24 protein-coding genes are annotated in these 22,372 nt (G+C 64.5%); 17 read left to right on the top strand and 7 right to left on the bottom strand.

The genetic code is table 11. The features are described 5' to 3' along the window. Positions 1 to 48 precede the first annotated feature (48 nt). The 15 genes from fabF to nagZ all read left to right on the top strand — a co-directional run bounded on the left by fabF (position 49) and on the right by nagZ (position 14,080). Positions 49 to 1,284, top strand: a complete 1,236-nt coding sequence (gene fabF, locus ASC45_RS09120) for a beta-ketoacyl-ACP synthase II (protein ID WP_055450733.1) — start codon at positions 49 to 51, stop codon at positions 1,282 to 1,284. A gap of 45 nt (positions 1,285 to 1,329) precedes the next feature. Continuing rightward, positions 1,330 to 1,752: a hypothetical protein gene (locus ASC45_RS09125; protein WP_055450734.1), complete on the top strand. Its 423-nt coding sequence runs from the start codon at positions 1,330 to 1,332 to the stop codon at positions 1,750 to 1,752. Positions 1,753 to 1,757: 5 nt separating this feature from the next. Beyond that, positions 1,758 to 2,363 carry an RNA polymerase sigma factor RpoE gene (gene rpoE, locus ASC45_RS09130; protein ID WP_055450735.1) on the top strand — a complete coding sequence of 202 codons (606 nt, stop codon included), beginning with the start codon at positions 1,758 to 1,760 and terminating at the stop codon, positions 2,361 to 2,363. A gap of 61 nt (positions 2,364 to 2,424) precedes the next feature. Then, on the top strand, positions 2,425 to 3,204 hold the full coding sequence (locus ASC45_RS09135; protein ID WP_055450736.1) for a sigma-E factor negative regulatory protein: 780 nt from the start codon (positions 2,425 to 2,427) through the stop codon (positions 3,202 to 3,204). Between the two features lie 71 nt (positions 3,205 to 3,275). Next, on the top strand, positions 3,276 to 4,310 hold the full coding sequence (locus ASC45_RS09140; protein ID WP_245610013.1) for a MucB/RseB C-terminal domain-containing protein: 1,035 nt from the start codon (positions 3,276 to 3,278) through the stop codon (positions 4,308 to 4,310). A 182-nt stretch (positions 4,311 to 4,492) separates the two neighbouring features. Beyond that, positions 4,493 to 5,923 carry a DegQ family serine endoprotease gene (locus tag ASC45_RS09145; protein WP_425427619.1) on the top strand — a complete coding sequence of 477 codons (1,431 nt, stop codon included), beginning with the start codon at positions 4,493 to 4,495 and terminating at the stop codon, positions 5,921 to 5,923. 211 nt (positions 5,924 to 6,134) lie between these two features. Next, a complete protein-coding gene (lepA, locus tag ASC45_RS09150; RefSeq protein WP_055450739.1) occupies positions 6,135 to 7,943 on the top strand; it encodes a translation elongation factor 4 in 1,809 nt (602 codons plus the stop codon). 24 nt (positions 7,944 to 7,967) lie between these two features. Continuing rightward, a complete protein-coding gene (gene lepB / locus ASC45_RS09155; protein ID WP_055450740.1) occupies positions 7,968 to 8,894 on the top strand; it encodes a signal peptidase I in 927 nt (308 codons plus the stop codon). 26 nt (positions 8,895 to 8,920) lie between these two features. Then, the gene (locus tag ASC45_RS09160; protein WP_055450900.1) at positions 8,921 to 9,271 is read left to right on the top strand and encodes a DUF4845 domain-containing protein; all 351 of its coding nucleotides are present in this window, start codon (positions 8,921 to 8,923) and stop codon (positions 9,269 to 9,271) included. A 7-nt stretch (positions 9,272 to 9,278) separates the two neighbouring features. Further along, positions 9,279 to 10,109 (top strand): ribonuclease III, encoded by an 831-nt coding sequence (rnc, locus tag ASC45_RS09165; protein ID WP_055450741.1) that lies wholly within the window; start codon positions 9,279 to 9,281, stop codon positions 10,107 to 10,109. Then, entirely contained in the window at positions 10,106 to 11,011 is a 906-nt protein-coding gene (gene era, locus ASC45_RS09170; protein ID WP_055450742.1) for a GTPase Era, read from the top strand. Before rnc ends, era begins: the two co-directional genes overlap by 4 nt. Continuing rightward, entirely contained in the window at positions 11,001 to 11,801 is an 801-nt protein-coding gene (gene recO / locus ASC45_RS09175; RefSeq protein WP_055450743.1) for a DNA repair protein RecO, read from the top strand. The genes era and recO overlap by 11 nt, the downstream gene beginning before the upstream one ends. A gap of 5 nt (positions 11,802 to 11,806) precedes the next feature. Continuing rightward, positions 11,807 to 12,574 (top strand): pyridoxine 5'-phosphate synthase, encoded by a 768-nt coding sequence (locus tag ASC45_RS09180; protein WP_425427616.1) that lies wholly within the window; start codon positions 11,807 to 11,809, stop codon positions 12,572 to 12,574. Positions 12,575 to 12,591: 17 nt separating this feature from the next. Then, the gene (gene acpS / locus ASC45_RS09185; protein WP_055450901.1) at positions 12,592 to 12,993 is read left to right on the top strand and encodes a holo-ACP synthase; all 402 of its coding nucleotides are present in this window, start codon (positions 12,592 to 12,594) and stop codon (positions 12,991 to 12,993) included. A 10-nt stretch (positions 12,994 to 13,003) separates the two neighbouring features. Beyond that, positions 13,004 to 14,080, top strand: a complete 1,077-nt coding sequence (nagZ, locus tag ASC45_RS09190; protein WP_055450745.1) for a beta-N-acetylhexosaminidase — start codon at positions 13,004 to 13,006, stop codon at positions 14,078 to 14,080. Here nagZ and ASC45_RS09195 read toward each other — a convergent pair. The 7 genes from ASC45_RS09195 to ASC45_RS09225 form a co-directional block, all read right to left on the bottom strand. Next, entirely contained in the window at positions 14,071 to 15,246 is a 1,176-nt protein-coding gene (locus ASC45_RS09195) for a zinc-ribbon and DUF3426 domain-containing protein (protein ID WP_055450746.1), read from the bottom strand. The genes nagZ and ASC45_RS09195 overlap by 10 nt on opposite strands. A gap of 7 nt (positions 15,247 to 15,253) precedes the next feature. Then, positions 15,254 to 16,153 carry a 50S ribosomal protein L11 methyltransferase gene (gene prmA, locus ASC45_RS09200; RefSeq protein ID WP_055450902.1) on the bottom strand — a complete coding sequence of 300 codons (900 nt, stop codon included), beginning with the start codon at positions 16,151 to 16,153 and terminating at the stop codon, positions 15,254 to 15,256. Positions 16,154 to 16,160: 7 nt separating this feature from the next. Continuing rightward, on the bottom strand, positions 16,161 to 17,513 hold the full coding sequence (accC, locus tag ASC45_RS09205) for an acetyl-CoA carboxylase biotin carboxylase subunit (protein WP_055450747.1): 1,353 nt from the start codon (positions 17,511 to 17,513) through the stop codon (positions 16,161 to 16,163). 171 nt (positions 17,514 to 17,684) lie between these two features. Beyond that, positions 17,685 to 18,164, bottom strand: a complete 480-nt coding sequence (accB, locus tag ASC45_RS09210) for an acetyl-CoA carboxylase biotin carboxyl carrier protein (RefSeq protein WP_055450748.1) — start codon at positions 18,162 to 18,164, stop codon at positions 17,685 to 17,687. Positions 18,165 to 18,204: 40 nt separating this feature from the next. Next, the gene (gene aroQ / locus ASC45_RS09215; protein WP_055450903.1) at positions 18,205 to 18,660 is read right to left on the bottom strand and encodes a type II 3-dehydroquinate dehydratase; all 456 of its coding nucleotides are present in this window, start codon (positions 18,658 to 18,660) and stop codon (positions 18,205 to 18,207) included. Between the two features lie 49 nt (positions 18,661 to 18,709). Beyond that, positions 18,710 to 19,243, bottom strand: coding sequence for a TlpA disulfide reductase family protein (locus ASC45_RS09220; protein WP_055450749.1), 534 nt, complete (start codon positions 19,241 to 19,243; stop codon positions 18,710 to 18,712). Between the two features lie 50 nt (positions 19,244 to 19,293). Beyond that, complete coding sequence (locus tag ASC45_RS09225) at positions 19,294 to 19,914, bottom strand: hypothetical protein (protein WP_055450750.1); 621 nt, start codon at positions 19,912 to 19,914, stop codon at positions 19,294 to 19,296. A 134-nt stretch (positions 19,915 to 20,048) separates the two neighbouring features. Here ASC45_RS09225 and ASC45_RS09230 point away from each other — a divergent pair, with 134 nt between their 5' ends. Beyond that, a complete protein-coding gene (locus ASC45_RS09230) occupies positions 20,049 to 21,893 on the top strand; it encodes an ATP-binding cassette domain-containing protein (protein ID WP_425427620.1) in 1,845 nt (614 codons plus the stop codon). Next, positions 21,883 to 22,365, top strand: coding sequence for a PGDYG domain-containing protein (locus ASC45_RS09235; RefSeq protein WP_425427617.1), 483 nt, complete (start codon positions 21,883 to 21,885; stop codon positions 22,363 to 22,365). Before ASC45_RS09230 ends, ASC45_RS09235 begins: the two co-directional genes overlap by 11 nt. Positions 22,366 to 22,372: the final 7 nt, after the last annotated feature.

Here is a 22,372-nt window from a genome sequence, read left to right on the forward strand (position 1 = left end):
TCCGTTCGTGGCGATACGTCTGTACCGACACGAACTGCCTGATTTCACATGACCCTTCGTCGACGAATTGCGATTACTGGCCTTGGCGCGGTTTCCCCGCTGGGCAACACGCTGGATGACAACTGGCGCCATCTGGTCGCGGGCCAATCGGGCATCGGACGGATCACCAAGTTCGATGCTTCGGCCTATTCCGTACAGATCGCAGGCGAAGTGCGTGATTTCGACGTGACACAGTACATTGCCGCCAAGGAAGCGCGGCACATGGACACCTTCATCCACTACGGCATCGCCGCATCGATGCAGGCCGTGCGTGATAGCGGCATCGATCAGGCCGGGCTCGATCCCGAACGCGTGGGCGTCCTGGTCGGCTCCGGTATCGGCGGCCTGCCGCTGATCGAGAACACCTACAAGGAACTGCTCGATCGTGGCCCGCGCCGGGTCACGCCGTTCTTCGTGCCGGCATCGATCATCAACATGATCTCGGGCCACGTGTCCATCGAATACGGCTTCCAGGGGCCGAACATCTCGGTCGTCACCGCCTGTACCACGGGCCTGCATGCCATCGGTCTGGCAGCGCGTCTGATCGAGTCTGGCGATGCCGACGTCATGGTGGCCGGTGGCGCCGAGGCCACGGTGTCTCCCCTGGGCATAGGCGGCTTCGCAGCGGCCCGCGCCCTGTCCACCCGCAACGACGATCCGACTACCGCCAGCCGTCCCTGGGACAAGGACCGTGACGGCTTCGTCCTCGGCGAGGGCGCTGGCGTGATGGTGCTCGAAGACTATGACCTCGCCGTCAAGCGCGGCGCGAAAATCTATGCCGAACTCGTCGGCTTCGGCATGAGCGGCGACGCCGGCCACATCACCGCGCCGAACACTGACGGCCCCCGCCGCAGCATGCTGCTGGCGCTGAAGAACGCTGGCGTGGCAGCCGATCAGGTGCAGATGGTCAATGCGCACGGCACGTCCACGCCGCTAGGCGACAAAAACGAGTCCGATGCCGTCAAGCTAGCCTTCGGTGATCACGCCTACAAGCTCGTGGTCAACTCCACCAAGTCCATGACCGGGCATCTGCTCGGCGGCGCCGGTGGCGTGGAGTCGGTCTTCACGGTGTTGTCGGTGCACCACCAGGTGTGCCCGCCGACCATCAATCTGCAGACCCCCGACCCCGAGTGCGACCTCGACTACTGCGCTAACACAGCGCGCGACATGCGCATCGACTATGCGCTAAAGAACAACTTCGGATTCGGTGGCACCAACGGATCGTTGCTGTTCAAGCGCGTTTGAGCACACCTTATTTCGGCTTCGTCATCGCCGTCGTCGCGCAGCAGCATGAAGACCCTCGCGCCCTTGCAGATCCGGGTCGAGCGCTTCGGCCGCTGGCACCTCTTGCTCGGACTCTTCAGTGGCGCAGCCCTGCTGGCCGCTGGCTGGACCGTCTGGATCTGGCGCGATACCGATTCGCTCAGTCTGATGGCCGCATTTGCGGTAGCCATATTCTTGGCCATTCTGTCGGCGCAATATCCCTACTGGACTATTCGAGCCTTCACGCTTTTCCATGATGAACGCGGCTGGAAGCTGCAGCGAGGCGACGGACTCGAAGATGTTCTCCAGGTTCGCGGCATGGTGCTGCCCGGACTGCTGCTGGTGTTGGGGCTGACGGCCAAGGGGCGCGTGGTTCTGCCCGTTCCCAGCGATATCCAGCCGGGCATTTTTCGCGAATTGCGACTGCGCCTGGGCGCGCTGTCTCACTGATACCGGTGCAGCAAGACATTCCGAGCGATGCCGTACTGGTCCAGCAGGTCCAGGCGGGGCAGCAGAAAGCCTTCGACCTCCTCGTGGCCAAGTACCAGCGCAGGATCTACCGGCTGGTGCTGCGCTTCATCCGCGACCCGGCGCTGGCGGAGGATGTGGCGCAGGAAACCTTTCTGCGGGCCTACCGCGCCATCGGCCAGTTTCGTGGTGAAAGCCAGTTCTATACCTGGCTGTATCGCATCGCAGTCAATACGGCGAAAAAAGCCATTTCCGACGACATTCGCGACCCCACGGTGTCGGAAGGCGATGCGTCGGGACATGATGAAGAAACTTTTAGCCCGACGGAACTACTAAGCAACCACGAAACGCCGGAATCCATTCTGGTCTCGAAAGAAATCGTGCAAACGGTGAACGCTGCCATGGAATCGTTGCCGGAAGATCTGCGTATGGCCATTACCCTGCGTGAAATAGAGGGTTTGAGTTATGAGGATATTGCCGAAGCCATGCAATGCCCGATCGGCACGGTGCGTTCACGCATCTTTCGGGCCCGGGAGGCCATCGCGGAGCGGTTGCGCCCTGTGATCGAGCACAAGGGCGGCAAGCGCTGGTAAGCGCTAGTCGAATGGTTCCTATCGAGGTTTGAGTTTCGGTACCGTATTCCTGGAGACAGACATGAATCAAGACAAGACGCGCGAGCAACTCTCAGCCCTGATGGACGGCGAAGGGGAATTCAGCGGGCGATCGCCGCAGACCAGCGGCGGTGGCCGCGGTGTTGGCGACGATTTGGTCCGCGGTTTTGTCCATGATTTTGTCCAATCCGTGGCTTCAGACGAAGCATCGCGTCGCGACTGGATGATCTACGCCCAGATCGGCGACGTCTTGCGCTCCTCCGATCTCATGCCCTTGCCGAACGACGCCGACTTTCTTCAAAGGGTCAGCGCGGCCATTGCGCGCGAGCCCATCGTGCTTCAACCGCAGCCTCTCGTCGCCTCGGTTCCGGGTCAGCCCGGGCAAGTTGCGCGGCACAGACGCCCCCACTGGAGCACGAGGATGGCTGCGGGCATGGCCGCGGTTGCTGGGGTCGCGGTCATGGCTTGGGTGGCTTTGCCCGGACTTCAAAGTTCGGGACAGCTGGGCTCGGGACAGCTCGCAGAGACCGGGCGCCCCGTTGTCTCTTCGGTCGACGCGGGTTCCATGGGTGGGCAATTGCCCGTGATCGACCGCCAGGGCGGGGCGGCCTTGGGGCCGACGGCCCGCACCGAGTTGATTCAGGCCGGTCTCCAGACTCGTAATGCGCCAGGCGCGGGGCAGATCGTGCCAGTGTCGGATCAAATGCCTATGGTCGAATACCTCCTGGCGCATCAGCAAATGGCCGGTGGCATGATGCCGGTGGCTCCGGCCACGCTGAAGATGGCTGAGAGTCGTCAGGCGCTGCCTGCCGCGTCGCATTGATGGCAGGCGCGCTGTCGTTGGGTTCTGCGCGATCGAAGGCCATCGCGGCGCGGGGCGGCGTGATGCTGCGCATGCACAGGGCCGTGATCATCGGCGCGATGGTGGCGGTACTTCCCATGACTTCGGCCGTCGCAGGGGCGATGGGCAATCCGCCGCAGCCGCAAGGGCATGCGCAGGTTTCGCCGCAGGCCGATGCGTCATCCAAGGAGGGGCTCGAGCAGTGGCTGCAGACCGTCAGTGCTGCGGCTCGTTCACTGAATTACAGCGGTGTCTTCATCACCCAGCGTGGAGAAGAGATCAGTACCTCCAGCCTGATTCACTATGTGTTGCCACAAGGGCATTTCGAGCGCATCGAAACGCTGGACGGTCAGCGCCGCATCATGGTGTCGTTCAATGACCAAGTGCGCACGAGCTGGCCCGACTATCGTCTGACGCTGATCGACAATCAGGTCGGGCAAGCCAGCTTTCCACGTCTGCTGAAGACGACAAACGGCGAAGTCGATCGCAACTACAGGCTCGAGCGGGGCGGTCTGGAGCGGTGCGCGGGCTACGAATGCCGTATGTCGACCTTGTTGCCCAGAGATGATCTGCGCTGGGGCTACCGGCTCTGGTCTCTCCCCGATTCACGCCTGCTGGTGAAGGCCCAGACTCTCGATGCCGAGGGCCATGTCATCGACCAGGTGGCGTTCACCGAGCTCAAGATCAACGTGCATCCGCGGCAGGATCTGGTGCGCGAGAGTCTGCACCAGCCGCCTGGCTACACGGTGGAAAAGATGAAGGTCGTGCCCGTGAGCCTGAGTTCACAGGGCTGGGCCTTGTCGTCTCAGGTGCCGGGATTCAAGACGGTTGGCGTGTTCCGCCGCAGCATGTCGGTGGGGGGTAAATCATCGGAAGTGCTGCAGTGGCTGCTCAGTGATGGTCTGGCGTCGGTTTCGATTTTCGTGCAGCCCGCCGCCGATCTGACCGAGCCGGTGCCCTCCGAGCAGCGCATCGGCGGCACATTGGCTTTGTCGCGTCGCATCGGCGAGTCCTGGTTGACCGTGATGGGCGCGGTGCCCGAACGCACGCTCAGACGCATCAGCGAGGCGGTGGTGCGCGTGCAATAGCCTTGAGATGCGGTAGTGAGTCTTGTGCAGCGCAGCAAGGGCGCCGCGTTTTTCGTATGCTGAATGAATAAGCGATGAAGCATCGGTCATCGCTATGCCTTGCCTGAAATCAGGCGCTATGTATCAGGGAGAAATCGGTGAAAAAAATCATCAAGGCCTGTCTGGGTGCGGGTCTGTTGGTCATGGCGGGCGTGACGGCGCCGGTGCAGGCGGCGGGCACGGTGCCACAAGCGGGTCAGCAGGCTTGTGTGGCTTGTGGACTGCCGGATTTCACCGGGCTGGTGGAGAAGGCCGGCCCGTCCGTGGTCAATATCCGCACTTTCAAGAAGGTGCCCGTGGGCAGCGGCGACCAGATGGACGAACAGACCCGCGAATTGCTGCGGCGGTTTTTCGGTGTTCCCATTCCATCGCCCGACAACCCGAAGGGCGGCAAGAACGGCCCGAAGGATGACGAGGAAGAACGTCCGACGGGCGTGGGTTCCGGCTTCATCATCAGCCCGGACGGCTACATCATGACCAACGCCCATGTCGTGGATGGCGCCGATGAAATCATGGTCACGCTGACCGACAAGCGCGAGTTCACCGCCAAGCTCGTCGGCGCCGACAAGCGCACGGATGTGGCGTTGGTGAAGATCGACGCCAAGGCGCCGCTGCCTGCGGTTCGCATCGGCGATTCCTCCAAGGTGAAAGTGGGTGAATGGGTGGTGGCGATCGGTTCGCCGTTCGGCCTGGAAAACACCGTCACAGCGGGCATCGTCAGCGCCAAGGGCCGGGATACAGGCGACTACACCCCGTTCATCCAGACCGATGTGGCGGTGAATCCGGGCAACTCGGGCGGGCCGCTCATCGACATGCGCGGCAACGTCATCGGCATCAATTCCCAGATCTACAGCCGTACCGGCGGGTTCATGGGCATCTCGTTTGCCATCCCCATCGACGAAGCCATGCGCGTGGTCGAGCAGCTCAAGAAGCAGGGCTATGTGGTACGCGGCAAGATCGGCGTGCAGATCGACAGCGTGAGCCGTGAGCTGGCGGAGTCGCTCGGCTTGGGGCAGGTTCGTGGCGCGCTGGTGCGCGTCGTTGAAAAGGGCGGGGCGGCGGACAAGGCCGGTGTGCAGGTGGGTGACATCGTCACCAGCTTCAATGGCAAGCCCGTGGAACGCGCCAACGATCTACCGCGGCTGGTGGGCGAAACCAAACCCGGCACCACCGTGCCCATGCAGGTGCTGCGCATGGGTAAGACACAGACCCTCAATGTAAAGGTGGGCGAGTGGGTGATGGACAAGAAGCCCGGCGCCAAACAGGAAGAGGAGCCCAAGCCCGAAACCGTCAGCAAGGCCAATGCGCTGGGGGTCAAGGTCATCGATCTCAACGATGCCCAAAAGCGACAGCTCGGGGTGAGCGGCGGGGTGCTGGTGGAGGCCGTGCGCGAAAGCGCGCAGCGCGATGGCTTGCGTGTGGGCGATGTCGTGTTGGCGGTGGGCAATACCGCAGTCAACAGCGCAGCCCATTTCAACGCCATCAGCGCGCAGTTGCCAGCCGGTAAACAGGTGGCTGTGCTGGTGCGCCGAGGCGATGCCGGGCTCTACATCCTGCTGCGGCCGCAGAATTGAGCTTGACCGCGGGCACGAGCCCTTGCCGGGCAGGGGAGTGCCCCCGGGTTAGAATGTCGGTCCAACAAGCATCATCAGCAGTTGCCAAATCGATTTGTTGGAAGGCGCGTCACGCTTGTCGCGCCTTTTTTCTTGTTCGTCCCCAAGTTCCCCGTTCTACCCGCAGGGAGTGGCAGCGGGGCTCGAGCCGGTTGTCCTGGTTCGCCATTGCATGAATCATATTCGTAATTTTTCGATTATTGCCCATATTGATCACGGCAAATCGACGCTTGCAGATCGCATTATTCAGCGATGTGGCGGTTTGTCCGATCGCGAGATGGAGGCGCAGGTGCTTGATTCGATGGACATCGAACGCGAGCGCGGCATCACCATCAAGGCACAGACGGCGGCGCTGCAATACACCGCCCGGGACGGCAAGACCTACAACCTCAATCTGATCGACACGCCGGGGCATGTCGATTTCAGCTATGAAGTGAGTCGCTCGCTTTCGGCTTGCGAGGGGGCGCTGCTGGTGGTGGACGCCAGTCAGGGTGTGGAAGCGCAGACGGTGGCGAACTGCTACACCGCGCTCGATCTGGGCGTGGAAGTCGTGCCTGTGCTCAACAAAATGGATCTGCCGCAGGCCGACCCGGAGCGCGCCAAGGAAGAAATCGAGGAAGTCATCGGCATCGACGCAAGCGACGCCATCCCCTGCAGCGCCAAGACCGGCATGGGCATCGACGATATCCTCGAAGCCGTCATCACTCGCATGCCACCGCCCAAGGGCAAGGCCGAAGCGCCGCTGCGCGCGATGATCATCGACTCCTGGTTCGATACCTATGTCGGCGTGGTCATGCTGGTGCGGGTGGTCGATGGCAGCCTGAAAAAAGGCGAGCGTTTCAAGATGATGGCCACCCATGCGGCCTACAACGTCGAACAACTGGGCGTGTTCACGCCCAAGTCGGTGCAGCGCGAGGTGCTGCAGGCGGGTGAAGTGGGCTTCATCATCGCGGGCATCAAAGAGTTGCAGGCGGCCAAGGTGGGCGACACCATCACCCTCGAAAAAAAGCTGCCCAACAATCTCGGCCCGGCGAGCGAGCCGCTGCCGGGCTTCAAGGAGATTCAGCCCCAGGTTTTCGCCGGTCTTTACCCCACCGAGGCCAGCGAGTACGACCAGCTGCGCGACGCGCTGGAAAAACTCAAGCTCAACGACGCTGCCTTGCGCTACGAGCCTGAAGTGAGTCAGGCGCTGGGCTTCGGTTTCCGCTGCGGCTTTCTGGGCCTGCTGCACATGGAGATCGTGCAGGAGCGCCTGGAGCGCGAGTTCGACCAGGACCTCATCACCACGGCACCCTCGGTGGTCTATCAGGTCGTGCTGGCCAACGGCGAGGTGATCGAAGTCGAAAACCCCTCGAAAATGCCCGATCAGGGGCGCATCGCCGAAATCCGCGAGCCCATCGTCACGGTGCATCTCTACATGCCGCAAGACTATGTGGGCCCGGTGATGACCCTGGCCAACCAGAAGCGCGGCGTGCAGCTCAACATGGCCTACCACGGACGGCAGGTGATGCTCACCTACGACATGCCGCTGGCCGAAATCGTGCTCGATTTTTTCGACAAGCTCAAAAGCGTGTCGCGCGGCTATGCCTCGATGGATTACGAGTTCAAGGAATATCGCGCGGCCGATGTGGTGAAGGTCGACATGCTCATCAACGGCGACCGGGTGGACGCGCTGTCGCTCATCGTGCACCGCAGCCAGAGCCAGTACCGAGGGCGGCAGGTGGCGGCCAAGATGCGCGAGATCATTCCGCGCCAGATGTACGACGTCGCCATCCAGGCGGCCATCGGGGCCAACATCATTGCGCGTGAGACAATCAAGGCGCTGCGCAAGAACGTTCTTGCGAAGTGCTACGGGGGGGACATTTCCCGCAAACGCAAGCTGCTGGAAAAGCAGAAAGCGGGCAAAAAGCGCATGAAGCAGATCGGCTCGGTCGAAGTGCCCCAGGAGGCCTTCCTCGCGATTCTGCAAGTCGAAGACTGATTCACACACTCCCCAACGCACCGTATGGAAACCGCGCCCAGCGTCAATTTCACTCTCCTGCTGTTCATCCTTCTGGTTGTCACCGGCGCGTTCTGGTTCGCTGAGCGCTGGTATTTCGCCCCACGGCGGCGCCAAGCCGCCAAAGCGGCGGTCCAACAGTTGCAGGAGCGCCGCAGCGCGCTCGAAAAGCAGGGACTGGCCACCGATGGCGCCGTGGCCACCGACGCCGACATCGAAGCCGCGCGCGAGCGGGTGCAGAGCCAGCCGTGGTGGCTGGAGTGGACCGCCGGGCTGTTTCCGGTCATTCTGGTGGTGTTCCTGCTGCGCTCCTTCGTGGCCGAGCCGTTCAAGATTCCGTCCGGCTCCATGGAGCCGACGCTGGTGCCCGGCGATCTGATTCTGGTGAACAAGTTCGAGTACGGCCTGCGCCTGCCGCTGCTCGATACCCGTCTCACCCCGGGTGAACTGCCCCAACGCGGCGACGTGATCGTGTTCCGTCTGCCGAAAGACCCGCGGATCGATTACATCAAGCGCATCGTCGGCCTGCCCGGCGACACGGTGTCGTATGAGAACAAGCAACTGGTGATCAATGGCAAGCCCGTGCAGGAGACGCCTCTGCCCGACTATTTCGACCCGGGCACCATGACCTACTACAAGCAGTACATGGAAAAGCTCGGCACGCACGAGCACCGCATCATGATCAACCCGATGGCGCCGCCTTACGTCATCGGCGGGCCGGACAATTTTCCTCACCGCGACATGTGTCACTACAACGCCGAAGGCTTCGTCTGCAAGGTGCCCAAGGGCAACTATTTCGTGATGGGCGACAACCGTGACAACTCGCTCGACTCACGATATTGGGGCTTCGTGCCCGAGCGCAATATCATCGGCAAGGCCTTTGTGGTGTGGATGAATTTCAGCGCACCGAAAAACATCGGGCTGATTCATTGATCAACAATCGGAGGATCGGGGCCAAAATGACGCAGCAGTACAGACAGCGCGGCATCACCCTCATCGGGTTGATTTTCTGGGGCGCGATTCTCGCGTTCATCGTGGTCATCGGCGCGCAGGCCGTGCCGACGGCGACCGAATACTTCGCCATCCAGAAGGCGGTCGATCAGGCCGCCAAGGCGGGGCCGACCGTGGCCGACATTCGCTCGGCCTATTCCAAGATGGCCGACGTGGACTACATCTCCTCCGTCACGGCGCAGGATCTCGACATCACCAAAGTCAACGACAAGGTGGTGATCTCCTTCGCCTACAACAAGGAGATTCACATCGCCGGGCCGGTGTATCTGCTGATCAAGTACGCCGGGCATTCACACTGATTCACGGGTGGGCACGACTTTAGAAAAGCGGCTGGGTTACGCCTTTCAGGACCGCAAACTCTTCGAGCGTGCGCTCACGCACCGCAGCTTCGGTGCCGATCACAACGAGCGCCTGGAGTTTCTCGGCGATTCGGTGCTCAACCTTTCCGCCGCCGCGTGGCTGTACAACCAGGCGGCAAGGCAGGACGAAGGCCAGCTCTCGCGCCTTCGGGCTGCGCTGGTGCGTGCAGAGACCCTGGCCGAAGTCGCCCGCAGGGTGGAACTGGGCAAGTTCCTGCGCCTGGGTGAAGGCGAATTGCAAAGCGGCGGCGCCCAACGCGAATCCATCCTCGCCGACGCTCTGGAAGCCTTGCTCGGCGCGATCTATCTCGAAGCCGGGTTCGACGCGGCGCAGGCGGTGATGCAACGCCTGTTCGCGCCCTTGCTCGAATCGCTGGACGCCGATGTCGTGCGTAAGGATGCGAAGACGCAGCTGCAGGAATTTCTTCAGGGGCAGCGCCTGCCCTTGCCGAGCTATGCGGTGCTGGACGTGCGCGGAGCGGCGCATCAGCAGCAGTTCAAGGTGGAATGCGTGGTGGCCGCTCTGGGCCTGAAGGTGGAGGGCGAGGGCGACAGCCGCCGCCGCGCCGAACAGGACGCGGCCATGCGCATGATCGAGCGCATCGGCCGCGGTGGCACCAGGCCACAACGGGGGAGCAACCGGCCCGTGCTGGTCGACGAGCGGGCGCAGCCGACAGAGGGTCTGGAAACACCCGGTGCGGCAAATGCCCCCGACCAGGCGCACAATCGCCGTCACCCGGCCGCGCGGCGGCCCTCGAAACCGTCCCGATTGCCATGACTTCCCCGTCTTCGGATACCCCGCGTCGCTTCGGCACCGTGGCCATCGTCGGCCGCCCCAATGTCGGCAAGTCCACGCTGCTCAATGCGCTGGTCGGGGCCAAGGTGAGCATCACCTCGCACAAGGCGCAGACCACGCGTCATCGCATCCTCGGCGTCACCACGCGCGGGGCTTCGCAGTTCGCCTTCGTCGATACGCCGGGCTTCCAGACCCAGCACATGCACGCGCTCAACCGGGCGATGAACCGCACCGTCACCGGCGCCCTGGGCGAGGTGGATCTGGTGCTCTGGGTGCTGGAGGCGGGAAAGATCCTGCCGCAGGACCGCACCGTGCTCGAAGTCCTGCCCGACGACCGGCCGGTGATCGTGGTGGTCAACAAGCTCGATCGCATTACCCCGCGCGAAAAGCTGCTGCCCTGGCTGGCCGAGCTGGGCCAGCTGCGGACGTTCGCCGAGATCGTGCCGATGTCGGCGCAAAAGAAGGCTGACGCGTCCCGATTGCTCGCCATCATGGAGCCCTATCTGCGCGAAGGCGAGTGGGGCTATGAAGAAGATGCCCTCACCGACCGCAGCGAGCGTTTTCTCGCGGCCGAGATCCTGCGCGAGAAGCTGTTTCGCCTGACCGGCGACGAACTGCCCTACACCAGCACCGTGGTCATCGAACAGTTTGCTCAGGAGGGCCAACTGCGCCGCATCTCCGCGGCCATCATCGTCGATCGGGACGGCCACAAGGCCATGGTGATCGGCGCAGGCGGCGAGCGCCTCAAGCGCATCTCGACCGAAGCACGGCAGGACATGCAGGCCTTGTTCGACGGCCCGGTGTTTCTGGAGGTCTGGGTCAAGACCCGCTCGGGCTGGGCCGACGACCAGGCCGCGGTGCGCGCCTTCGGCTATGAGGACTGATATCGGCGTCGAGCCGGAGGCCGTGCGAACCCCGCCCCGTGCAGCCCGGCGCGGCGTTTCGGTGGAGCGCGTGCAGGACGAACCGATCTACGTTCTGCACAGCTACCCCTGGAAGGAGACCAGTCTTCTGCTCGATGTCTTCAGCCGCAGGCATGGCCGCGTGGCCCTGGTGGCCAAGGGCGCCAAGCGGCCGACTTCCGCGCTGCGCGCCGTGTTGCTGGGCTTCCAGCCCTGCCATGCCAGTTGGAGCGGTCGCGGCGAGGTTCGCACCCTCACCCGCGCCGATTGGACGGGCGGGCTGGCGCCGCTGTCGGGTCTGCCCCTGCTGTGCGGCTTCTATTTCAACGAACTGCTCGTGCGCCTGCTGGCCCGCGAAGATGCTCACGAGGGCCTGTTCGATGCGTATCACGCGGGCATTGCGGCGCTGGCTCAGCGTCCCCAGGCTTCGTCGGCCGAACTCGAGCCGGTGCTGCGCAGCTTCGAGTTCGCGCTGCTGCGCGAACTCGGCTTCATGCCCGACCTGCATCTCGAGGGCTCGACCAGCGAGCCGGTACTGCCCGATGCCCATTACCGCGTCGATCCCGACCATGGCGTATCGGTCTGCGCCGCGTCCGACGCGCAGGCGGTGCGCGGCGAGGTGTTGCTGGCGCTGCGCGAAGGTCCGCCCGCCGAGGGCGACATCGCCCTGGCGCGCGCCGCCAAGACCCTGATGCGCAACCTGCTTCACTATCATCTTTCAGGCCAGACGCTGCGCACCCGCCAGCTTCTCATCGATCTCCACAAGTTATGAACCCTATGGCTACCGCCTCCGACAGCGCGCCGCTGCTCGGGGTGAACATCGACCATGTCGCCACGCTGCGCAACGCCCGCGGCGGCCGTTTCCCCGACCCTGTGCTGGCGGCCCAGCAGGCGGTGGAGGCGGGCGCGGACATCATCACCTTCCATCTGCGCGAAGACCGCCGCCACATCCGCGACGCCGATGTCGATCGGCTCAAGGCGGCCATCAAGGCACCGCTGAATTTCGAGTCCGCGCTTGCCCCGGAGATGCTCGACATCATTTGCCGGGTGCGTCCGCAGATGGTCTGCCTCGTGCCCGAGCGTCGGCAGGAAGTGACCACCGAAGGCGGGCTCGACGTGGTCGGTCAGTTCGAACGGGTGCGCGAGGCCTGCGCCCGTCTGGCCGATTGTGGCTGCATCGTTTCCCTGTTCATCGAGCCCAGCGCCCAGCAGATCGAGGCGAGCGCGCGGGCCGGGGCTCCCTGTATCGAGTTGCACACCGGCGCCTACGCCAACGCCTTCGACGCGGGCGACGAAGCCGCGCGGCAGCGCGAGTTCGACCGCATCGCCGCAGGCCTGAAGCTGGGCCGCAGCCTGGGTCTGCAAACGCATGCCGGTCACGGCCTGAGTCTGCAGAGCACCCCGGCGATTGCGGCGCTGCCCGAAGTCAGCGAGTTGCACATCGGCCATGCGCTCATCGGTCATGCGGTGTTTGTCGGGCTGAAGCAATCGGTGCGCGACTTTCAGGCGGCGATCGCCCGCGCGGCGGCAGACGCCCGCGCGTGAGGCAGGGCGAGGCCCGCATGATCTACGGCATCGGCACCGATGTCTGCTCCATCTCCCGCATGGACGCTGCCGAGCGCCGCCACGGTGACCGTTTCGCCGAGCGCGTGCTCGGAGCCGGGGAAATCGTCGAATACCACCGGCGCCTGGCCAAGGTGAGGCAACACGGCATCCACTACCTCGCGACGCGGTTTGCGGCGAAGGAAGCGTTCTCCAAGGCCATCGGCCTGGGCATCCACAGCCCCATGCGCTGGCGAGACTGCGAGATTCTCAAGCTGCGCAGCGGCCAGCCGATCATCACGCTCCACGAAGCGCTCAAGGACTGGTGCGACGCACGTTCGCTGCGCTTTCACGTTTCCGTCTCCGACGAGGCCGACACCGCCCTGGCCATGGTCGTTGCCGAAGTAAACCCTTCTCGCTAAAGCTGATGCCATGACGCCGATGATGCACGCCCCGCTGATCCTCGACGTGGCCGGACTCGAACTGACCGCCGCCGACCGCAAGCGCCTGCGCAACCCGCTGGTGGGCGGCGTGGTCCTGTTTGCGCGCAACTGGCAGCGCCGCGAGCAGCTTGCCGCCCTGTGTGCGCAGATCAAGGCGTTGCGCCCCGATCTATTGATTGCGGTCGATCACGAAGGCGGCCGGGTGCAGCGATTTCGCACCGACGGGTTCACGCCGCTTCCGGCCATGCGCGAGCTTGGCACGAACTGGATGGTCGATGCGCCGGGCTCGATGCGGCGTGCCGCCGCCTGCGGCTTCGTCCTGGCCACCGAGCTGCGCGCCTGCGGCGTCGATTTCAGCTTTACCCCGGTGCTCGACCTCGACTGGGGGGGCTCGACCGTCATCGGCGACCGCGCCTTTCACGCCGACGCCCGGGTGGTGACGGTGCTGGCGCAAAGCCTGATGCTGGGCATGGCGCGCGCGGGCATGGCGCATTGCGCCAAGCATTTCCCCGGCCACGGTTTCGTGCGCGCCGACACCCATCTCGACGTGGCCCGTGATCCACGCAGCCTCGATGCCATCTGGGCCGCCGATGCCGCGCCCTACCAGTGGCTGGCGCCCGGCCTGCGCGCGGTCATGCCCGCGCATGTGATCTACCCCGAGGTCGATGCCCAGCCCGCAGGTTTCAGCAAGGTCTGGCTGCAAGAGGTGCTGCGCGAACGCATCGGTTTCACCGGCGCCATTCTGAGCGACGATCTGGGCATGGCCGCCGCGCGGGCCAACGGGCAGAGTCTCAGCCAGGCCGCGCTTGCAGGGCTGGAGGCGGGATGCGACGCGATGCTGGTGTGCAATCAGAGCGTGATCGAGGGCGGAAGACCGCTCGACGATCTCCTGCGCGAACTCGGTCAGGCGATGCGCCAGGGACGATGGACGCCCGATGCGCGCAGCGCGCAGCGCCGCCTCGATCTGCTGCCCACACAGCCCGCGCTGCCCTGGGACGAACTGATGGTGAGCGACACCTATCTGGCGGCGCTCGACGCTATGCACGGTACAGAGGCTCAGGGGTAGAACAGGAGCAGTTTGTACCCCGAGGGAAGGGTGCCGCTCACCGTGAGGTGCAGCGAGAGTCGCACCTGTTGTCCAGGTGCCAGACCCGCGCGCAAGGCCTGGTCGGTCGCCTGCGTGGCTGCGAGATATTGCGTCGGCTGCACCACCTTGCGTTGCTCGATGCCGCCCTGCGCATCGTTGAGCGTCAGCTCCAGCGCGGGCCAGGCCACGGCGCGGTCGATGCGATTGCGCAGCAGAACCGTGAGCTCCAGGCCCTGGGCGGCCGGGCTCAGGCTGGAGTTGTCGATCACCAGGGCATCGAGATCGCGCGGGGCGGCCAGCTCGCAGCCAGTGGTCATGGCGCAGAGCTGTTGCAGCCAGGGGCGACTGCCCGGCCATTGTTGCGCGAGCGTGTCGCGCCAATGCAGCGCGGCCTGCACCGCGAGCAGGCCCAGCAACACCACGCTGAAGACTGAGAGCGAGACCCGCGCCGGGGTGCTGTTCCAGAAGGCTTGACGCCGGGCGCTGCGCAAAAATTCCGGCTCCGGTGCTTGGGCCTCCGTTTCGGGCTCGGGCCCGGGCTCGGTGATGGGAGCAGGTTCGCGTTCTTCTTCGTTGTCGAAGCGGTAGTTCAGCGCCTCGTTCAGGCTGAACGCCGAAAGCGGCTCGGATTCGGCTTCGTCGGGGTCGGCAGATGGTTTGGCCTGGGTGGCGTCGATGGTCTCATCGAAGCTGGGCTCGGTCTCGGCAGTGGGGCCGACAAACGCAGATGCCTCGGTCGTCTCGGCCTGGTCGACCGCTTCATCGAACGGCCCCTTGTGCGATATTGGCGCGATGTCGTAGGGCTGGGTGGTCAATGGCATGAGTTCCGGATAGGCCGGAGACTCCAGCGTCATCGAGCTCCAGCGCATACCGGCGGCTTGGGGCACGGTGCCGGATGACGTGGGGGGCTCGGGCGCTTCCGTCTGCGGCGCCGCTGGCGGGGAAACGACCTCGGTGTCCGGCACAGACGTGGGCTCGGAGCGCGGCTGCGGCTGTGCGGGTGGGGCGAGGTCGATCAGATGATCGAGGGCGTTGAAGGCTTCGCCGCAATGGCCGCATCGCACCCAGCCCTCGCGCAGCAAGAGCTGGTCGCGCACCACCTTGAAGGCGGTCTGGCAGTGCGGGCAACGGGTGGCCTGGGCCATGCCTGGGTCAGGAGGAATGCGTTCGACCGGCCAGGCAGACCCAGCCGTCCAGCGAGTTGTCGATCTGCAGCGAGGCGTGGGGGGCGTAGGCCGCGATCAGTTCATCGGCCTGGCGGTCGAGAATGCCGCTGAGGACGAGCCAGCCGCCGGGGTGGACATGGGCCGCGATCGCTGGCGCGAGCAGCTTGAGCGGCGCGGACAGAATGTTGGCGACGACGATGTCGAATCGGGCGTTGCGCACGGCATCGGGCAGGTCAGCCTGCACTACGACACCGTTGGCCGCAGCGTTCGCCTGCGTGGCGGCGACGGCGTCGGGGTCGATGTCCACGCCAACCACGGTCTCGGCACCGAATTGGGCCGCAGCAATGGCCAGGATGCCCGAGCCGCAGCCATAGTCGAGCACGCTCTGGCCCCGGAGCGACTGCCGTGCCAGCCATTCCAGGCACAGCCGCGTGGTCGGATGCGTGCCGGTGCCGAAAGCCAGCCCAGGGTCGAGGCGGATGATCGGCACGTCGGTGGCCGGCGGTTCGTGCCAGCTCGGCACGATCCACAGCGCGTCCGCGATCGATACCGGCTGGAATTGCGATTGCGTCAGCCGCACCCAGTCCTGGTCTTCGACCGTGCTTTGCTGCACATCGTGAAGGTCGGGCAGGATGTCTTCGGCCAGCAGGGCGGCCAGCGCGGCATCGGCCTGGGCCTCGTCGGCGAAAAGCGCGCGTACCAGCGATTGCGCCCATGCGCCCTTCGGTGGCGGCATGCCCGGCTCGCCGTAAAGCGCCTGCTCCTGCGCCGTGTCGCCGTATCGGTCTTCGACGCTCACACTCAAGGCCCCCAGCTCCATCAAGGCGTCGGAGAGCAGTTCGGCCTGTTCTTCGCTGACGGGAAGGGTGACTTCGCGATAGCTCATGGGCATCTTAGGCAGGATGCCGCGCCGCGAGGTATTCCTCGAGGTAGTGGATGCTGGTGCCGCCTTCAATGAAGCGGGCGTCCACCATGAGCTCACGGTGCAGCGGAATATTGGTCAGAATGCCGTCCACCACCATTTCCGACAGGGCGATGCGCATGCGGGCAATGGCCTGCTCGCGCGTGGCGCCGTGCACGATGATCTTGCCGATCATCGAGTCGTAATTGGGCGGGACGAAATAGTTGGCATAGGCATGCGAATCGACGCGCACCCCCGGGCCGCCCGGGACGTGCCACACGGTGATGCGGCCCGGCGAAGGCGTGAACTTGTAGGGGTCTTCGGCGTTGATGCGGCATTCGATCGCATGGCCGTTGAACTGCACGCCGCGTTGCCGCACGCTGAGCTTTTCGCCTGCGGCGATGCGGATCTGCTCGACCACGATATCGACGCCGGTGATGAACTCGGTGACGGGGTGCTCCACCTGCACCCGGGTGTTCATTTCGATGAAGTAAAACTCACCGTTCTCGTAGAGGAACTCGAACGTGCCGGCGCCGCGATAGCCGATCTTCTTGCAGGCGTCGGCACAACGCGCGCCGATGCGTTCGATGAGCCGACGCGGAATGCCGGGGGCCGGCGCCTCCTCCAGCACCTTCTGATGACGTCGTTGCATCGAGCAATCGCGCTCGCCCAGCCATACCGCGCCGCCGTGCGTGTCGGCCAGAACCTGAATTTCGATGTGCCGTGGCTGGAGCAGGAATTTCTCCATATAGACCGCCGGGTTGCCGAAGGCTGCGGCCGCTTCACTGCGCGTCATGGTGACCGCGTTGATCAGCGCCGCCTCGGTATGCACTACCCGCATGCCACGACCGCCGCCGCCGCCAGCGGCCTTGATGATGACGGGATAGCCGATCGACCGGGCGATGCGCGTGATCTCGCGCGGGTCTTCCGGCAGCGCGCCTTCCGAGCCGGGCACGCAGGGCACGCCCGAGCGGATCATGGCCTGCTTGGCGCTGACCTTGTCGCCCATCATGCGGATCGAATCGGGCCGTGGCCCGATGAAGGCAAAGCCGGATTTTTCCACCCGCTCGGCGAAGTCGGCGTTTTCCGAGAGAAAACCGTAGCCGGGGTGAATGGCCTCGGCATCGGTCACTTCCGCAGCCGAAATGATCGCCGGCATGTGCAGATAGCTCTGCGCCGAGGGGGCAGGGCCGATGCAGACCGCCTCGTCGGCGAGCTTCACATACTTGGCCTCGCGGTCGGCTTCCGAATAAACCACCACGGTCTGAATGCCCAGCTCGCGGCAGGCACGCTGCACCCGCAGGGCAATTTCGCCGCGGTTGGCTATGAGGATTTTCTTGAACATGCGCGTTGTCCGTTCAGGTGCTGATAAAGGCGAAATCACCCGCGTGGCGCAGGGGGGTGGGTCAGCGACCGGCGCTCATCCGGCCGCGCGGCGTGCCGTTGCACGCGCCCAGCCCGTTTTGCAGGGGGATCGAGGAAACCCGAGAGGGCCCGGTGCTTTCCTGCGGGGACATTACTCGATTACGAACAGGGGTTGACCGAATTCCACCGCCTGGCCGTTTTCGACCAGCACGGCCTTCACCACGCCGTCCTTGTCGCACTCGATCTCGTTGAGGATTTTCATGGCCTCGATGATGCACAGCGTCTGTCCGCTCTTGACCGCATCGCCGACATCGACAAAGGGTGCGGCACCGGGGGACGACGAGCGATAGAACGTACCCACCATCGGCGACTTAAGCACATGGCCCTGTGCGGCGGCGGGCGCGGGCTGCGCCGCAGGCTCGCCAGTCGGGATGACCGCAGGCGCGGCCTGGGCCTGCGCGTAATACGTCGGCGGCATCGGCGCCTGGGCAGGCATCGGCGCGTATTGCACGATGGGTTGGGGCTGCGCCTTGACGATGCGGACCGTGCCTTCCGCCTCCGTGATCTCCAGCTCCGAGACATTGGAATCGGAGACCAGATCGATCAAAGTCTTGAGTTTGCGTAAATCCATGATCTGTCGTTAAGTCGCTGATAAGTGTCGCATTAGACCATCAATTTTTACGATTCCCAAGATCGACCACGGCGTGGCGCAGCGCCAGGAGATAGCCATGCGCGCCACAGCCGCTGATGACGGCGGTGGCCAGATCGGAAAAGTAGGAGTGGTGGCGGAAGGGTTCGCGTCGGTACACATTGCTCAGATGCACCTCGATGAACGGCAGATCGGTCGCGCCGATGGCGTCTCGCAGCGCGACGCTGGTGTGGGTGTAGGCCGCAGGGTTGATCACGATGTAGCGCGTGCCGTCGAGGCGGGCCGCATGCAGGCGGTCGATCAGCGCGCCCTCGTGATTGCTCTGGAAGGTCAGCACCTCCACGTCCAGTTCCGCGGCAAGACCTTGCAGGGACTGATTGATGTCGTCCAGCGTGGTTGCGCCGTAGATGTGCGGCTCGCGCTGCCCCAACAGGTTGAGGTTGGGGCCGTGGAGGACGAGGATGCGTGGCTGGCTCATGGACATAAGGTGCTTGGGCTGGGTCGGTGAAGGAGCGGCAGGGGGCCGTTCAGTGCGCTGTGGGCACGGCTTCTTTCAGTTCGTCCAGAGAGGTTTTTCCCAGCTTCTGGAAGACGACATCGCCCTTGCCGTCGAGGACGACGGTGAAGGGCAATCCCCCCTGCTTGTTGCCCAGGCTGGTGCTCAGCGCGATGCCATTCATGCCGCCGAGCAGAATGGGGTAACTCACCGGATGCTCTTTCAGAAATTCGCGCACGGCGGTCGGGTTGTCGAGTGCAATACCCACCATTTCGATGCCTTTGTCTTTGTTCTGCTTGTAAAACTCCGAAAAATCGGGCATCTCGGCGATGCAGGGCGGGCACCAGCTCGCCCAGAAGTTGACCACCAGGGGCTTGCCCCGATATTGCGAAAGATCGACCTCTTTTCCCTGGAGATCGACAAGTTTGTCGGCAAAAAACGACTGAACGGCATTGTTCTCGACGGCGACGGGCACACTGCGCTCGCGCTGAAACCAGGCATTGCCCAGCACGACGGCGATCAGCAGGATGATGGCGGCGGAAATCCAGATGTTGACTTTGTTCATGGTCTCATATGGGGTGATCAATCGGCATTGTGCATGCAGGCCAAACCGGCTCATGGAGACGGGTTATCAGCGGGCGCCTCGGGTTGTTGCAGGATATGTCGCACCGCCGCAAGGCTGCCACGCGGCGTGCGGCCCTGCGCGTCCGGCAGCAGCGCGCCCCGGATGTCTTTCTCCGGGTACAGGCTGAGGTGGGCAACAAAGGCTTCGCGGCGGTGTGGGGGCCAGTCCAGGGTCAACTGCTCGACGCGCCCACGACCGGCATAGTGCGGCGCTTCGCCGACCTGAACGTCAAAGCCACGGTCGATGCAGTGGATCTCCACCCCCTTGGTGTCGTCGGTGAACAGCAGGACGTGCAGATCGGAGTGTTCGTTAGCCGTGCCATGCCACACGGCACCCGCCAGATGAGGATTGAACGCGGCAAACTCCTCCATCAGTGTCAGCGCCGCGCGTCGCAGTTGTTGCAGTTGCAGCGGCTGCGTCTCGGCATGAAAGAGTGCTAGCTCTTCGCGCACCTGCTGCTCGATTTCGTCGTTGCTCGGCAGCAGGTCGTGGGCAACCCGCTGACCCAACAGCCGTTTGGCGGCCTTGCGTTTGGCCGTGCCGTAATCCAGACCGTCTTCGACGATGAGGCGGGCGGCGAGCACGGCAAGTTCAGCGCGCAGGGTGTCCATCGATACATGGTAGCGCCGCGCCACTGGCACAATGAGCGCCCCTCCTTTCGCAAGAAGCGCTACGCATGGCCGTTCTCTCCGTCTCGGATTTGTCGCTCGCCTTCGGCCATGTGGCCCTGCTCGATCATGCCGCCATGGCCCTGGAAACCGGGGAGCGCGTGGGCCTGATCGGTCGCAACGGCACGGGCAAGTCGTCTCTGCTGCGCATTCTGGCCGGTCTGGAGCCGCCCGACGACGGTCTGGTGCAGGTGCAGCAGGGCCTGCGACGGGTGTATGTGCCGCAGGAAGCGACCTTCGCCGCCGGGGCCACGGTTTTCAACGTGGTCAGCGAGGGCGTGGCCGAGGCACGCGCCCTGCGCGACCGCTTCGAGCAACACGCACCGGACGATGATCTCGACGCCCTGCAGACCCGCATCGAACTGCTGGACGGTTGGAACTGGGAAACGCGGGTCGATCAAACCCTGCAGCGGCTGCAGCTCGACGGAGCCGTCCGCGTGGACAGCCTTTCCGGCGGCATGCAAAAGCGCGTGGCGCTGGCGCAGGCGCTGGTGGCCGCGCCCGACGTGCTGCTGCTCGATGAGCCGACCAATCACCTCGACCTCGACGCCATCGCCTGGCTGGAGGAATTGCTCACCGGGTTTCGCGGCAGCCTGATTCTGATCACGCACGACCGCGCCTTTCTCGACGACGTCGCCACCCGCATTGTCGAGCTCGATCGCGGCACGCTGCGGAGTTATCCGGGCAATTTCGCCGCCTATGAAGCGCGCAAGGAACAGGAGCTGGCCGACGAAGCGGTGATGAATGCGCGCGCAGACAAGCTGCTGGCGCAGGAGGAGGTGTGGATTCGCAAGGGTGTGGAGGCGCGGCGTACCCGAAGCGTCAGCCGCATCAAGCGGCTGGAGGCGCTGCGCAGTCAGCGCGCGGCCCGGCGTGAGTCGCTCGGGCGGGTCAAGCTCGAAGTGGACGGCGGGCAGTCCAGCGGCAAGATCGTGGCTGAGTTGCAGCATGTCGACAAGGCCTACGGCGATCGCGTGATCGTGCGCGATTTCTCCGCCACCCTTCTGCGCGGTGACAAGGTGGGCCTGATCGGCCCCAACGGCGCCGGCAAGACCACCCTGCTCAAGCTCATTCTGGGCGAGGTCGCGTCCGACCGCGGCACCGTGCGCCAGGGCACGCGGCTACAGGTGGCGTATTTCGACCAGATGCGCACCGTGCTCAACCCCGACGCCACTCTGGCCGACACCATCAGCCCGGGCAGCGAATGGGTGGAAGTGACCGGGCAGCGCAAGCATGTGATGAGTTATCTGGGCGATTTTCTGTTTTCGCCGGCGCGGGCCAACTCGCCGGTCAAGTCGCTCTCCGGCGGCGAGCGCAACCGGCTGTTGCTCGCCCGCCTGTTCGCCCGCCCGGCCAATGTGCTGGTGCTCGACGAGCCCACCAACGATCTCGACATCGACACGCTCGAACTGCTGGAGCAGTTGTTGCAGGATTTTCCCGGCACCGTCTTCCTGGTCAGTCACGACCGGCGTTTCCTCGACAACGTTGTGACCAGCACCATCGTGAGCGAGGCCACGCCCGACGCCCCGGGCCGCTGGCGCGAGTACGAGGGCGGCGTGACCGACTGGCTCACCCAGTCCCAGCGCGCCCGCGCCTTGCAGGCGCAGTTGACCAAGTCGGTGATCGGCGCTTCTGACAAGCGCGGCGCGGCGCAGAGCAAGCCCACGCCGACCGAGTCCGCCATCCCCACGGCACCGGCCAGACGCAAGCTAAGCTACAAGGAGCAGCGCGAACTGCAGGAACTGCCAGGCCGCATCGCCGCCCTGGAAGCGGAGCAGAAGTCGCTCTCCGACCAACTGGCCGATCCGGCCAGCTATACCTCGGGTAGCGCGCGTATCCGCGAAATGCAGGAACGCTACGCCCAGATCGACGAAGAACTGCTCCACGCCCTGGAGCGCTGGGAAGTACTCGATGGCAAGTGAGAAGGTTCACATGGCGCACGAGGATGCGCCACCTCTGCTGCGCGATGTGGATCTGCGCAACGATCCTCAGGCGGCCAGCTTCGTCAAGCACGAGACCGTGCAGGTGGTTTTCGCCACGACGGCGGGTGAGTTGAGCAGCCGCGAAGGGCCGAACCGTTACGCCGCAGGCGACGCCATCATCACCGGCGCCACCGGCGACCGCTGGAGCGTGTCGCGCGAGCGTTTCGAGGCGCGCTACCAGCCGCTGGGTGCCGCCGCGATGGGGCGGGACGGGCCCTACGTCAACCGCCCGATTCCCGTGCTGGCCCGGCGCATGGCCCATGCCTTCCGCATGGCGCGCAGCGCGGGCGGCGACCTGTTGCAAGGCAAGCCCGGCGACTGGCTGCTGCAATACGCGCCGGGCGACTACGGCGTGGTCGAACAGGGGCGGTTCGCTCAGGTCTATCGCAAGCTAGGAGCCTGTCGGACTTGAGGATCAA

It is taken from the genome of Thiomonas bhubaneswarensis (assembly GCF_001418255.1).
Classification (GTDB): domain Bacteria; phylum Pseudomonadota; class Gammaproteobacteria; order Burkholderiales; family Burkholderiaceae_C; genus Thiomonas; species Thiomonas bhubaneswarensis.